Below are 13,561 nucleotides of genomic sequence, written 5' to 3'. Positions count from 1 at the left end.
CGGATCCGCCGGGCGGCCTGAGCACCGTCCGGCGGATCCGGGTCCTGGTTTCCTTTACGGCTTGCGGCTTACCGCTTACCGCTTACCGCTTTGTGGTGTGCGGCTAGCGGCGCGAGCCCTACCGCAGCGCCACCCGCCGAGCCAGCCCCAGCGGCAGCCCGCCCGACCCGGCGATCGTGTCGTGGAACTGCTTCAGCGTCCCCTTGCCCTGCTTCACATACTCCGCCCGGATCGCCTCGATCTCCAGGCATCCGGTCAGATATGACGGCGCCTGCGTAGGCCACGCGCAGTACCGGTTCACCTCGCCCTTGGCGGTCTCCGGTGTCAGCGAGGCCTTCGAGGCCATGAACGCCTCGGCCTCCTCCACGCTCATCTCCCCGGTGTGCAGCGCGGTGTCCACGACGATGCGCGCCGCCCGGAAGATGCGCGCGTCCAGGTGCCCGAGCTCGTGCCGCGGGTCGGCGAAGTAGCCCTGCTCGCGCATCGCCGTCTCGATGTACAGCGCCCAGCCCTCGGTGAAGTACGGGGTGGTGAAGGTGCTGCGCACCGGGCGTCCCTGTTCGGCCACCCACGACAGGTGCCAGTGGTGCCCGGGGTAGGCCTCGTGCACGGCGATCGTCGGCATCGACACCCGCGCGTTGGTCTTCAGCCGGCCGAGCACCGCCTCCGGCGAGGAGCCGGCCGGCGTGAACGGGACGTTGAACACCCCGGTCCGGGACGGCGTCAGCGCCGGCGGCCGGTTGTAGGAGGCCACCGACAGCACCGCGCGCAGGAACTCAGGGCCCGGCTGCACCAGGCACTCCTCGCCCGGCGCGAAGGAGACCAGGTCGTGCTCCTTCGTGAACCGCCGGGCCCGCTCGGTCTCGGCGGTGTACTCCGCGAGCATCGCCTCCTCGGTCGGCGGGAAGTCCTCGCAGAGCATCTCCATCGTCGCGCGCCAGTCGGGCGATCCGTCGGGGATCCGCGACGCCAGCTCCCGCATCTCGCCGTCGAGCCTGTCGTACGCGGCCTGGCCGCGCCGGTGCAGCTCGGCCGTGTCGTAGCCGAGCATCTCGACGTCCTGGAGCAGCCGGGAGTAGGTCTGCTCGCCGAGCCGCCAGTCGCCTTCGCAGCGCTCTGCGAAGTCCGCGAGGAACGCGGCCAGCTCGTCGAAGGCCTCCGCGGCCGGCTCGGCGGCCTCGGCCACCCGGGCCCGCAGTGTCTCGTCCTGGAGCATCGCCGGCAGCGAGCCGGTCAGGAACGACCGCCCGGTGCGCGCCTGCCCCAGCGCCCGGTTCACCAACAGCTTCGGGGCCAGGGCCGGGTCCAGGTTGCGCCGGCAGGCCGCCAGCACCTCGGGGACCTGCTTCAGCTTGGCCAGCGACTCCTCGGCCAGGCGCTCCTCGGGCCGCGTGCGCTGCTGGAGCGGGAGGTAGAGGCCGTACAGCGCGGTGCTCACGTAGTCGGTGGGGTCGCGCAGCCACACCCGCCGTTCGGACATGATGCCGTGCCGGCGCAGCTGAGCCCGGACCAGGTCGCGGTCGACCCCGTCCTGGAAGGCCTCGTCGCCGGTCGCGCCCCCGGCCTCGGCCGAATCCTCGGCGCCGGCCAGGGCGTCCAGCTTCGCCAGGTGGGCCGCCGCCTCGCGCGCCCGGCGTTCGTAGCCCTCGGCCGACAGGTCGCCGAGGGTCCTCGTGCGCTCCGGATCGTCGGAGCCCATGACCGTGGCCGACACCGGATTCGCGTCCAGGTACCAGCCGACCGCTTCGGCGACCGCCGACGCCACCGGGCTCAGGGAGCCCGCCACCGGGCTCTGGGAGTCTTCAGTCGTCATGGGCTCGACCGTAGCGCTCCAAGAGCATCCGCGGCGGTGAAGATCCCCCTTGACCGACCCTCGCCACCGGTCTGGACCAGTGCCGACAGTGCGGCACCGGACCAGACCGGCCGGCTCGCCGGGCCGGGCCTGGAGGCTCAGAACGAGGCGTTCGTGACCCAGTGGTCCAGCAGCGTGTGGTCGCCCAGGACCTCGATCTCCTTGGCCCCCGGCGCGCGCCGCCGCCAGACGAACAGGTACAGCTCGCCGACCGGACCGCGCACGGCCGCGGCGCCCTTGGCGTGCGCCCGGCGCCAGCGGAACCCGTTCGGCTCCAGGGTGATCAGCCACTCCGCGCGCTCCTCGCCGAGCGCCGCCGGGTCGCCGTCGGTGGCGTGCAGGTGCAGGGTCTCGCCGTCGCCGGTCAGGGCCCTGATCTTCGGGGCGAACGCGGCCGCCGCGGGCAGCACGGTCAGGAACTCGTCGATGCCGTCGGCGGCCACCGCCGGGTCGTAGTCCGGGTTCTGGCCGAGCGCCAGGACGATGTCGCCGCGGTGCACCGCGGTCTCGTGCAGCATCCGCCGCGCCCAGAACCGGGCGTGCTGGTCCGGGCCCCAGGACCACACCGGCTTGTCCGGGCCGGCGTCGCGGACGGCGGACGCCAGCTCCGCGGCTCCGGCGCGGACCCAGTCGCCGTAGCCCGCGTAGGACTCCGGGAAGCCCAGGTCCAGGGTCCGCGGGTTGACGGCCTCGGCGCCCGGAGAGCGCACGATCGCCGCGGCCCAGCGGTGCGCCGTGCCGATGTGCCGCGCGACCTTGCGCACGTTCCAGCCGGGGCAGGTCGGGACCGCTCGGCCCCAGTCGTCGGTGCCGAGGGACTCGAGCAGCGTCGCCACGCGCTCGGCCTCAGCAGTGAATCGTTCCGTGTGGACGAGGTGCGGGTTGGCCGTCTCGCTCATCATCGGCTTGCCTTCCATCGGTGGTCTCGGGCGCCGCCGGGCCTCGCGGACGAGGGTGCGCGGGGCGGGACGACGGCGTGAGGGGACGAGTCATCGGTGGTGAACGGGTATGGAATTTGTTGTGGACGACGGTGCGTCCAGGAGGAACATTGGACCACCGCGCGGCGGGCCGCCACCCCCGGACGTGTGATCATCGTCTCTTGTGTCCGCGTGGTTCCCGACCACCTTCCCCGGCGGGTCGGCTTTTATACCTGCGCCGCAGGTCGAAGCTGACGGACGGACGCGGTTTCCGCCCGGTCGCACCGGTGCGTAACAATCGGGCAAAGGCCCCGGGGCTCACCGAGCACGAGCACGGTGGCGGCCGGGACGATCGGGAGGCAGGCGCGTGGGACTGGCAGTGGGCTTGTTGGCGGCCGTCGTCTGCGCGCTGGCCTACGGGGCGGCGACGGTGTTCCAGGCGATCGGCGCCGGGCGCACCAAGGACACCGCCGGCGCCGGCGTGGACCCGCGGGTGCTGATCAGGGCCCTGTCCCAGCTGCCGTTCCTGGCCGGCATCGGCCTGGACACCGTGGGCCTGGTGGCGGACCTGGTGGCGCTGGAGAAGCTGCCGCTGTTCGCCGTGCAGGCCATCATGAACTGCTCGCTGGCGGTGACCGCGCTGCTCTCGGTGCCGCTGCTGAAGGCCAGGCTGAGCCGCAACGACTGGACGGCGGTCAGCGCGGTGGTGCTGGGCCTGATCCTGGTCGGCATCTCGGCCGGCGCGGAGTCGCCGGTGCACGTGGGCCGCGCCTTCCACTGGGGCATGCTGATCGCGGTCGTGGTGCTGATCGCCGGGTCCTCGCTGGCGATCTGGAAGCTCGGCGGCAACTCGGTGGTGCTCGCGGCGTTCGCCGGCTCGCTGTTCGGCGCGTTCGCGATCTGTGTCCGGATCCTGCCGGACCTGCATCTGTCGGCGCTGCTGACCGACCCGGCGACCTACGCCGGGGTGATCGCCTCGATCACCGGGTTCCTGTTCCTCACCACCGCCCTGCAGCGCGGTTCGGCGACGATCGCCACGGCGACGCTGGTGGTGGGGGAGACCGGACTGCCGGCGCTGCTGGGGTTCACGCTGTTCCACGACCACACGCGGCACGGGTTCGCCCCGGTGGCGGTGGTGGGCTTCCTGTGCGCGGTCGGCGGCGCGGTCGCGCTGTCGCGGTTCGGGGAGGCCGGGCCGCAGGCGCCGGGTTCGGGCGCCCCCGGCCCGGGCACCGGGGGCGGTCAGGATGCCGGCGCGGCCTCGGGGGAGTCGTCGGCGGCCAGCTGACGGCCGACCCGCTCCACCTCGTGGACCTCGTGGTCGAGGGCGTGCTCGACGGCCGCGATGGCGTGCTTCACGTCGTCGACGAGGTCGTCTCGGTCGTCTTCTCCTTTGGCCGGCTCGGCGGCTCTCTTGCGTCGCTTCACCACGAACAGCACCACGGCGCCGGCCACGAACAGGCCCAGCAGCACCCAGCTGACGATCGAGGCGTAGTGCTCGACCTTGTGCCAGGCATTGCCGGCCGCATAGCCCAGAAGAGTGAACCCGGTGGCCCAGACGATGCCGCCGAGCGCGTTCCAGAACAGGAATTTCCGGTATGGGATGCGCGACACCCCGCACAGTCCCGGCACCAGCGCCCGCAGCGCGGCGGCGAAGCGCCCGGTGAACACCGCCTTGCCGCCGAGCCGGTTGATCAGCTGCTTGCCCTGCTCGATGTGTTCGGGCTTGACGAACCGGGCCGGCAGCCTGGTCAGCAGGCTGTCGCCCCACTTCTTGCCGACCTCGTAGCCGACGCTGTCGCCGATCACCGCGCCGGCGATCGCCGCGGCCAGCGCCACCCCGAGGTTGACCTTGCCGCTGAAGGCCAGGAACCCGCCGATCACCACCGCGATCTCGCCGGGGATCAGGAAGCCCAGGAAGACCGAGGCCTCCAGCGCCGGCAGCAGGAACACCAGCGCCAGCGCCGCCGGGCCGGGCAGTTTCTGCAGCGTGTCCGCGATCCAGGTCAGTAGGGCTCCCATGGCGGTCAAGCTTAGGCGGTCCGCATTTTCCGCGGGACGTGCGAAGGTCGCCGGTCCGGGTCATCCCTTGGTATGACGCCTCAGGCGTGCGACGGCACCCGGGTCCACGCGCGGACTATGTCCCGCACCGAGATCATCCCCACCACCTCGTCCCCGTCGACCACGATCAGGTGCCGGAACCCGCCGCGGGTCATGGCCTCGGCGGCCTGCTCCAGCGTCCAGCGCGGGGTGGCGAACACGACGTCCGAGGTCAGGTGCCCCTCGACGCACTCGGTGTCGGCGTCCCGGCCGCCGCCGAGGGCGTGCAGGATGTCGCGCTCGGTGATGATGCCGATGCCCGAGGTCTCGGGGTTGTGCACCACGGCGCTGCCGACGCCGCGCTGGGTCATCCGCTGCGCCGCCTGGCGCAGCGTGTGCCGCGGGCCGATCATGAGGATCTCGGTGGACATGGCGTCGACGACGTGGGCGGCGTGTCGGGTGCTGGGGATGGACATGGTCGCTCCCTGATGATTCGCCTGGGGGTGGGGGCCGTGCCCGGGGGTGGCACGGTGGCCGACGGGCTCCTCTTCACAAATTCACATGCGCGGAAGTCGTTGGCAAGGCGAAAGGCGGGAGATCTTTTGGATTCACCCCTCCAGCTGCTGGCCGCCCACGTAATAGAGCAATTCCTCGTGCAGTAGGCCGTTGGAGACCGCGGCGGACCCGCCGAGCACCCCGGGCACGCCGTCCACCGAGGTGAACATGCCGCCGGCCTCGGTGACGATCACCGCCAGCGCCGCCATGTCCCACAGCGACAGCTCCGGCTCGGCCGCGATGTCGCAGGCCCCCTCGGCGACCAGCATGTGCGACCAGAAGTCGCCGTAGGCGCGGGTCCGCCAGCAGGCTCGGGACAGGTCCAGGAAGGCCTCCAGCTTCCCGTACTCCTCCCAGGACGTCACGGAGCTGTAGGCCAGCGAGGCGTCGGCTATCGTCGCCACCTTGGAGACGTGGCAGCGCTGCGCCGAGGACAGCGAGCGGCCGGTGAACGCGCCGCCGCCCTTGGCCGCCCACCAGCGCCGGCCCAGCGCCGGGGCGGACACCACGCCGGCCACCACCTCCTCGCCCTCCATCAGGCCGATGAGCGTGGCCCAGACCGGGACCCCGCGCACGTAGTTCTTGGTGCCGTCGATCGGGTCGATGATCCACTTGCGGCCGGTGGCGCCGGCCGCGGTCTCGCCGAACTCCTCGCCGAGCATCGCGTCGCGCGGACGGGCCCGGGACAGCGCCGAGCGGATCGCCTCCTCGGCCGCCTTGTCGGCGTCGGAGACCGGGGTCATGTCGGGCTTGGCCTCCACCACCAGATCCCGGGCCTTGTAGCGGCCCATGGTGATGGCGTCGGCGGAGTCAGCGAGGACGTGGGCCAGCCGAAGGTCGTCGTCGAAGGCGGTCATGGGTCACACGATAGGGCGAATCCGCGACCCGCCGCGCCCGTCCTCCCAGGATGTGACCGCCGTCCTCACTAGGCTGGCCGTATCTTCCGACGAACATCGCCTTCAGGTCCCACGCCGCCGCGACGCACCCCGATCCCGTCGCCGCGGCGCCTGCGGTCGTGGCTCGGCTTCGGGGAGGACGGGCTGCCCGCCGCGCCCGCGCAATCCCGGCAGCCGGCACCGCCTCCGCAGCAGGCACCGCCCCTGCGGCAGGCACCGTCCCCGCAACCGGCGCCGGCGCCGGCGCCGTCCTCCCGGCGGACCAGGGAACGCGTGGACCGGCTCCCGCCCGATCTGCTCGAGCCGGTCGTCGAGCCCCGGTGCGGCATCGACGGCTGGACCTACGAGGGCACCACGCTCGAGGAGTGCTTCCCGCCGCACATCGAGGCCGAGCTGGCGCAGACCGTCCACATGATCAGCGCGCGGCTGGCCACCGCGTGGAACTACCGGCGCGCGGCGCAGCTGCTGGAGAGTCAGCACGCTTATTCCCAGGCCTACGCCGTCCTGGAGATCTGGTCCACCGAAGGGCCGGACCCGGACCCCACACTGCCGAAATGGCGGGCACGGTTGGCGCGGGCGGTACTCTCGAACGCGAGAGCTTGACAGCAGTCGGCGCCATGTCAAGCTAGCTTCATGGGTTCCGCTCGCGAAGCACTCCTCGACGCCGCCTACGAGGCCATCGTCGCCGGTGACTGGTCCACCGCCCGCATGGCCGACCTCGCGGCGCGCGCCGGCGTCTCGCGCCAGACCCTGTACAACGAGTTCGGCAACCGCGACCAGCTCGCCGCCGCCCTGGCGCTGCGCGAGGCCGAGCGCTTCCGCGAGCTGACCGGCCAGGCCGCGCGCACCGCGCCCGGCGACGTCGGCGCCGCCACCGCGGCCTCGGTGACCGCCGCCCTGACCGCCGCCCGCGACAACCCGCTGATCAAGGCCACCCTCACCGACGACACCTCCGGGCTGCTGCCGTACCTGACCACCCGCTCCGAGGCGATCATGGACGTCTTCCGCGAGGACTCCATCGCCATCTTCACCGAGCGCTGGCCGGAGCTGGCCCGCCGCCCCGAGGCCCTGGCCGAGGTGGGCTGGATCAGCGAGACCGCCTTCCGCCTGGTGATCAGCCATCTGATCATCGCCACCGAGCCCGTGGAGACCACCAGCGCGCACATCGCCGAAGTGGTCCGCCGCCTGATGAGGGACCTCACGACGCACCAATGACGGCAGGAGTCCGCAGTGTCCACACACGACCTCTACACCCTCCCGGCCGACCACGAGACCTGGGACGTCGCCGACACCGGCTACTCCCGCTTCACCTGGGAGTACGACAACGGCCGCGACCGCCTGCTGCGCCTGTACCAGAAGGGCAAGGACAAGCAGTGGGACCAGGTCACCCGCATCGACTGGGACATCGAGGTCGACCCGGACGACATCCTGGGCTTCCCGCACGAGACCTCGCCGCTGTTCGGCTCGGAGATCTGGGACAGGATGACCCCCGAGCAGCACAACGAACTGGGCCGGCACCAGGTCGCCTGGCAGTTCTCGAACTTCCTGCACGGTGAACAGGGCGCGATGATCTGCTCGGCCCGCATCGTGGAGTCGGTCCCGGACCTGGACGCCAAGTTCTACGCGGCCACCCAGACCATGGACGAGGCCCGCCACGCCGAGGTCTACAGCCGCTTCCTCAAGGAGAAGGTCGGGCTCTTCTACCCGATCAACGACCAGCTCAAGGCGCTCCTGGACGACACCCTGTCGGACTCCCGCTGGGACATGCCCTACCTCGGCATGCAGGTCCTCATCGAGGGCCTGGCGCTGGCCGCCTTCGGCGTCATGCGCGACCTGACCGACATGCCGCTGCCCAAGCAGATCCTGGCCTACGTGATGCAGGACGAGGCCCGCCACGTCGCCTTCGGCCGTCTGGCCCTGCGCGACTACTACAAGGAACTCACCCAGGCCGAACGCGACGAACGCGAGGAGTTCGTCGTCGAGGGCTGCTACCTGATGCGCGACCGCATCAACGGCCGCGACGTCTACGAACACCTCGGCCTGCCGGTGGAGCGGTGCCTGGAGCTCAACGAGCACTCCGACTACTACACCGCCTTCCGGAACCTGCTCTTCACCCGCATCGTGCCGACGGTGAAGGACATCGGCCTGTGGGGTCCCCGCGTCCAGAAGGCGTACGAGGACATGGGAGTCCTGAACTACGCCGCCTCGAACGTCGAGGACCTGATGAAGGCCGACGAGGATCTGGCCGAGCGCCTCGACCGCGAGAAGCGCTTCGCGGCGGAGGAGGCGGCGCGCGCCGCGGACGTGGACGCGACGATCGCGGCGGGGGAGCAGGGGTAGTGCCTAGCTCAACACCTTGAGCCAGTTGGGTTTCGGGCCTATTTGGTGATGTACCCCGACCACGTGGCCCGAGCCCCGGCATCCCCGACCCGCACCGTCTGCACGACCGCCGCGACCGCGACCGCCGCCGCGATGATCGCGAACACCGTCGTCAGCGGCGGCCGCTCGTACTTCTCGGCCAGCACCAGCAGCACGGCCGCGAGCAGCAGACCGACGATGTACCAGATCAGCGTCATGCCCAGGTTCTTGTGGTCCACGATCTGCTTCAGCGTCTTGAAGCCGGGGTTGTGGTTGAAGAACTGCTCGCCGCTGATCCGCGCTATGTAGGTCCCGACGACCGCCAGCGCGTCGACGGCGACGATCGCCAGCCCGACCTTCCCCGAGCGCCACTGGGGCCGCACCGCCATGGCGATCGTGGCCAGCGCGGCCACCGGGATGCCCACGACCACGAGATGGATCACCAGGATGTGGGTGGGCAGGTCGAAGATCTTGTAGGTCACCGATGCCTCCGTGTGATGGCTGTGCTGGAGCTAACGTACGGCACCTGTCTATGGGTTCAACCGGCGGCTCAAAGCGGTTCCGAGCCCCGCCCCGGACCGGTCTACCGACCCATCCGGCGCGCCCAGAACTCCGCCTGCGCATCGGCCGTGTCGTTGAAGAACTCCAGAATCCCCTGCGACGAGAACGCTTCGATCCCGGCCACGTCGTGGACCTCCAGCTGCGGGATGCCGGGAACCTGGCGCGCGGTCTCCATAGCGTTTCCCGCTCCGTCCTTCGGCGCTTCCACCTCGACGCCGCGCCCCAGCAACCGCATATCGGCGACCAAGCACGTCACCGACCCCACCGCGTCGCGCCCGATCCACACCGGATACGACCCGTCCCCCTTCCCGCACGGGAACGTCAGCAACTCCGAGTTCCCATCACGGGGAATCGTCGCCTCCGCGGCCTCCGCGTCGTCCGCGTCCTGGTAGGCCGCCAGCGCACGCACAGCCGAAGCGTCCATGAACGCCGCGGTTCCGGAGTCCACCACGAACCCGAAGAACTCCGACGCACCCAGCAGCCGCTCGTCCTGCCCCGGCCGCAACGCCAACTCCCACGTCGCCACCGGCTCGTCGCTCACCCGCACCCGGGCCGCCGCGACGACATCCGTCCCGCGCCCCACAGCCCGCACTCGCGCCGTCTCCACCCGGTACTCGCCCGGAGTGAGCGTCACCGTATAAGGCTCGACGGCCTGTTCCCCCTGAAGCTCCACCGTCGCCGGATCCGCTGCCACGATCCGCCCGGTGCCCAACCGCAGCCGGCCGACCGGCTCCGGCTCCCGCACCTCGAACACGTCGCCCTGTCCGTTCCGGATCCGCGTCCCGGGGGCGAACAGCGCCTCCAGTGCCGTCGGCCGCGCGCCCTCCGGTGCGCTCCAGGGCGCCCAGAACGGCCCCTCGGCCTCCCGTTCGGGATCGGCCGCGGTGACGAACTCCAGCGGCTCGAACGCGCCGAGCAGCCAGCCGTCCACCGGCCACCGGCCGAACTCCAGCAGCGGGATCCGGTGCAGCGGCCCCGGAAGCTTCACGTGGCTGGTGAACTGGCCGCGCCGCGCGTCGTCCAACGTCGCGCGCACCGGCTCGTCCGGCCAGAACCGGAAGGTGATCCGCAGGTCGGCACCGAACTCCGGCTCGTCGTCGTCCATGTGCCGCCACGCTTTGAGCTCGCGCAGCATCAGGTGGTCGCCGAGGTCCCGGTAGGAGAACTTCAGTGAGCGCCGGCCGGCCAGGTCGAAGGCGAACACCCCGACATACCCGGCGCCGGTGTCCACCTGGACCAGGGCCCGCGGCTCCCCGTCGATACCGAGCAGCGCCGCATAGCGCCGGCCGGCGTTGTGCCGTTCGCGTGCGGTCTGTTCTTTAAGCGGCCGGAACGCCGCATGGGCCGCCGCATCCCAGCCCTCGCAGTACGCGACCTCGACGCGCGTCGGCTCCATGGTCACCCGCGCCCTCCTTCGCTCTTGCCCGCTTCGCGTTCGTCCGCTTCGGGCTCGTCCTCTTCCCTCTTGCCAGCTCTGGTCCGCTCTCGTCCGTTCCCCCGGTTCCTATTCCACAGCCTTCTTCAGTACACCGATCAGCAACGACAAGTCCGTGGGTCCGCTGTCCGCGTCCCGCCGCGCCCGCACGACCCGCACCGGCTCCCCGAGCTCGTGCCAGTCCTGGATCCGCACCGTGGGCCGGTTCGACGACGAGGCGGAGGACTGCATCGGCACCCCGATCCCGGCGGCCTGGAACGGCACCACGGCCCCCGAGGGCAGCTTCGCCTGCGCCCGCCCCGGCAGGTACGGCCCGCCCGGCGCGGTGGTCGCCGCACCGGCCCCCAGCAGCAGCCGCAGCGCCTCGGGGTTCGAGGTCTGCATCGCCACCCGCAGATCGGCGGCCAGGCACACCGGGGCGTTCAGCGCGGCCAGGAAGGCGCGCTCGCCGGTGGCGTTGCCCGGGGCGCCGTATCCGGCGGTCTCGATGACCGAGGCGCCGAGCACGACCCGCAGCCCGAACCGGCGCCCGCGCTCGGCCAGCGCGGCCAGCGTCTCCACGAACGCCGGGTGCTCGGCGGCCAGCGCGGTCAGGTTGTCGACGGCCAGCAGTATCCGCGGCGGCGTCTTGCGCCCCGGCGCGCCGGGGCCGGCCGGGACCAGCGCCCCGGAGTGCCCGCCGGGCGAGGAGGGCGCGGACGGCCCGCCGGCGAACCCGGCCGGCTCCTCCTCCGGCGGCCACTCCCGCTGGTCGAGTTCGTACTCCAGGCGCCGGACCAGACGCTCCAGCGCCTCGTCGCCGACCGCGGAGGCGTCGACGTACTCGAAGACGTGCGGCAGGTCCTCGCAGGGCGCCAGCGGCTTGCCGGGGCCGGCCGAGACCAGCGCGATGTCCAGGGTGTCCGGGTGGTTGGTCGCGGCCTGGCCGGCCACCACCGCGCGCACCAGTTCCGACACCCCCGAGCGCGAGTCCCCGCCGATCAGCAAGTGCGCGGGCTCGGCAGCCAGCGGTCCGTCGGCCATCTTGCCAAGCGCTATGCGCGGCGTCGCCGGAAGAGCGGCCCAGCGCGCGGCCAGCTTGGCCGGCGTCAGCAGGTCCAGGCCGAGCAGCTCCAGCAGCCGCACCTGCTCCGGCAGGTGCGAGGTGGGGGAGACCCGGTCGATGCGGGTCTGCTCGTCCGGGGAGGTCGGGGTGTCGGTGCGGTCCCGCAGCGGCGCCAAGGCCCGGGCGAACCGGTCCGCCCAGGCCACCGACACCATGTCCGCCACGGCGCCCTCGACCGGCGCGGTGTGCGGGGTGTCCACGCGCAGCCGGGAGTTCACCTCCCCGCCCAGTGTGACCATCGCACCGGTCTGCGGCGGCAGGTCGCCGGGCCGGTCGGCCAGGCAGATGGTGAACACCCCGGCCGCCGGGCCCTCGGCCAGCACCTCGTTCAACTCCGCGGACCCGGTCAGCGCCCGGATCGGGTCGACGACCACCACGACCGCGCGGCCGGAGTCGGGCGTCGAGGTCACCCCGGGACCCGGGGCCGGTGTCCGGCCGGTGCGCAGCCGGATCCGCTCGACCAGCTCCCCGAGCCGGGCCCGCGACTGCTCCGGGCCCAGGCCGAGCAGCCGCGCGCAGTCCTGGTCGTCCTCCGGGAGCAGGTGCGGCAGCCAGCGGGTCCAGCGCCAGTGCTCCTCGCCGGCCGGGGCGCCGTGGTCCCCGAGCGGCTCCGGGGCCAGCATCACGATCTCTACGTACTTCGGGCTGTGCGCCCCGGCGACCTGCGCCAGCGCATAGCGCGCCAGGCGTGCCAGCTCCGGCCGCGGCCCCACCAGGCCGACGACGCCGCACTGCGCCAGGTCCACGGTCACCGGAACGGTCGGCACCCGCGGCTGCACCGCCTTGCCGCCGACCACGGTCACGTTCGACGGCAGCGCGCCGGTGCCCAGCCGCAGCCGCAGGAAGTCCGGCTCCCCGGGGCGGCGCTCCCACAGGCGCGCGTCGGGGCGTACCGCGGACACCAGGAGGGTCGCCGGGTCCGGGGACGCCTCGCGCCGGATCCGCGCCTCGGTGGTGAGCGCGCCGGCGATACGGCGGTCCGCGTCCGCGCGTTCCCGCTCGTATTGCTCCATAGCGATCCGGCGCTGTGCGGGGCGTCCCTTGTCGGACGGCCGCGGCGGAAGGTCGATGCGCACCTGCGGCGGATCCACCGGACCGCGGCCCCAGCCGACCCGGCCGACCGACACGTGGCCGTTGCCGTCGGGGTGCACAGGCAAGTCCGGTGTACCGCCGGCCTCTACAGAAAGCGCTATTGAGGATTCCCCCATGCGCAACAGAGAACCCGGGCGCATCTCCACCGGCGCGCCGCCGACCTGCGCGCCGTCCAGCGTCATGCCGTTGGTGGAACCGAGGTCGCGCACGTATACGCGCGCGTAGTCCTGTTCGTGGCGTACCAATAACTCAGCGTGGATGCGGGAGATGTCGGGATCGTCCACGCGGATGTCCGCGTCCGCGCCACGCCCGATGCGGATCGGGAGTTCCCCTCCGTATCCGTCATCCTTGGGAGTGAGAAGGTGCACGCCTCCGGCATCCGGACCGGACACCACATATAGGGCGAGATTCCCGATCAGCGTCGCGGGCGTACCCGGCACGTCCAGCCACAGGCGCGCGCCGTCCACCAGTAACGGCCGGCCCAGCGGCGCTTCGTCCTCCAGCGGATCCAGTCCGGCGAACAGGCGTCCCGGTGCGCTGACTCCCGCTGCGGTGCGCAACTGCTGCGCTACGGAGGACAAAGTGGCGCCCGGCTCGGCGGTCACTTGAACGTCAGCGGAAGTCTGCCGGGATCCTTGGGTTCGGGTGACGGTGAGCCGGATCTGCATGGGGTGCATCCTCGCATGAGGTGACAGCTACGCGACACGGATGGCCTCTCAAGCCCTAGTCTTTGCCCTGGAGGGTTCTTCT

Annotated in this window: 12 protein-coding genes; 4 read left to right on the top strand and 8 right to left on the bottom strand. The window is 71.9% G+C overall.

All coding sequences use genetic code 11. From position 1 onward, the window contains the following. Positions 1 to 118 precede the first annotated feature (118 nt). Both ABH926_RS44060 and ABH926_RS44055 read right to left on the bottom strand, forming a co-directional pair. Positions 119 to 1,813 (bottom strand): DUF885 domain-containing protein, encoded by a 1,695-nt coding sequence (locus tag ABH926_RS44060; RefSeq protein ID WP_370372751.1) that lies wholly within the window; start codon positions 1,811 to 1,813, stop codon positions 119 to 121. 137 nt (positions 1,814 to 1,950) lie between these two features. After that, positions 1,951 to 2,754: a maleylpyruvate isomerase family mycothiol-dependent enzyme gene (locus ABH926_RS44055; RefSeq protein WP_370372750.1), complete on the bottom strand. Its 804-nt coding sequence runs from the start codon at positions 2,752 to 2,754 to the stop codon at positions 1,951 to 1,953. A gap of 382 nt (positions 2,755 to 3,136) precedes the next feature. Here ABH926_RS44055 and ABH926_RS44050 point away from each other — a divergent pair, with 382 nt between their 5' ends. Beyond that, a complete protein-coding gene (locus ABH926_RS44050) occupies positions 3,137 to 4,057 on the top strand; it encodes a hypothetical protein (RefSeq protein WP_370372748.1) in 921 nt (306 codons plus the stop codon). Here ABH926_RS44050 and ABH926_RS44045 read toward each other — a convergent pair. The 3 genes from ABH926_RS44045 to hisN all read right to left on the bottom strand — a co-directional run bounded on the left by ABH926_RS44045 (position 4,012) and on the right by hisN (position 6,221). Continuing rightward, on the bottom strand, positions 4,012 to 4,791 hold the full coding sequence (locus tag ABH926_RS44045; RefSeq protein WP_370372746.1) for a DedA family protein: 780 nt from the start codon (positions 4,789 to 4,791) through the stop codon (positions 4,012 to 4,014). The genes ABH926_RS44050 and ABH926_RS44045 overlap by 46 nt on opposite strands. Positions 4,792 to 4,871: 80 nt before the next feature. Beyond that, on the bottom strand, positions 4,872 to 5,285 hold the full coding sequence (locus ABH926_RS44040) for a cyclic nucleotide-binding/CBS domain-containing protein (protein ID WP_370339353.1): 414 nt from the start codon (positions 5,283 to 5,285) through the stop codon (positions 4,872 to 4,874). 132 nt (positions 5,286 to 5,417) lie between these two features. After that, positions 5,418 to 6,221 carry a histidinol-phosphatase gene (hisN, locus tag ABH926_RS44035; RefSeq protein WP_370372744.1) on the bottom strand — a complete coding sequence of 268 codons (804 nt, stop codon included), beginning with the start codon at positions 6,219 to 6,221 and terminating at the stop codon, positions 5,418 to 5,420. Between the two features lie 312 nt (positions 6,222 to 6,533). Between hisN and ABH926_RS44030 the strand changes: the two genes are divergently transcribed. From ABH926_RS44030 to ABH926_RS44020, 3 genes are read left to right on the top strand one after another with little or no spacing between them, the layout of a single operon-like run. Beyond that, a complete protein-coding gene (locus ABH926_RS44030) occupies positions 6,534 to 6,863 on the top strand; it encodes a hypothetical protein (protein WP_370372742.1) in 330 nt (109 codons plus the stop codon). A 30-nt stretch (positions 6,864 to 6,893) separates the two neighbouring features. Then, positions 6,894 to 7,475: a TetR family transcriptional regulator gene (locus ABH926_RS44025; protein WP_370372740.1), complete on the top strand. Its 582-nt coding sequence runs from the start codon at positions 6,894 to 6,896 to the stop codon at positions 7,473 to 7,475. A gap of 15 nt (positions 7,476 to 7,490) precedes the next feature. Beyond that, a complete protein-coding gene (locus ABH926_RS44020) occupies positions 7,491 to 8,600 on the top strand; it encodes a ferritin-like domain-containing protein (protein WP_370372738.1) in 1,110 nt (369 codons plus the stop codon). Between the two features lie 38 nt (positions 8,601 to 8,638). Here the strand turns inward: ABH926_RS44020 and ABH926_RS44015 are convergent, their stop codons facing one another. From ABH926_RS44015 to ABH926_RS44005, 3 genes are all read right to left on the bottom strand, one after another. After that, positions 8,639 to 9,100 (bottom strand): DUF2231 domain-containing protein, encoded by a 462-nt coding sequence (locus tag ABH926_RS44015; RefSeq protein ID WP_370372736.1) that lies wholly within the window; start codon positions 9,098 to 9,100, stop codon positions 8,639 to 8,641. Between the two features lie 101 nt (positions 9,101 to 9,201). Then, positions 9,202 to 10,575, bottom strand: coding sequence for a DUF4241 domain-containing protein (locus tag ABH926_RS44010; RefSeq protein ID WP_370372826.1), 1,374 nt, complete (start codon positions 10,573 to 10,575; stop codon positions 9,202 to 9,204). Positions 10,576 to 10,683: 108 nt separating this feature from the next. Continuing rightward, complete coding sequence (locus tag ABH926_RS44005; RefSeq protein WP_370372734.1) at positions 10,684 to 13,416, bottom strand: FHA domain-containing protein; 2,733 nt, start codon at positions 13,414 to 13,416, stop codon at positions 10,684 to 10,686. Between the last annotated feature and the right edge of the window lie 145 nt (positions 13,417 to 13,561).

The sequence above is a fragment of the Catenulispora sp. GP43 genome (assembly GCF_041260665.1).
Taxonomy (GTDB): Bacteria; Actinomycetota; Actinomycetes; order Streptomycetales; family Catenulisporaceae; genus Catenulispora.
The sequence above is the reverse complement of the archived record's forward strand: the minus strand, read 5'-3'. Positions and strand labels throughout refer to the sequence as shown.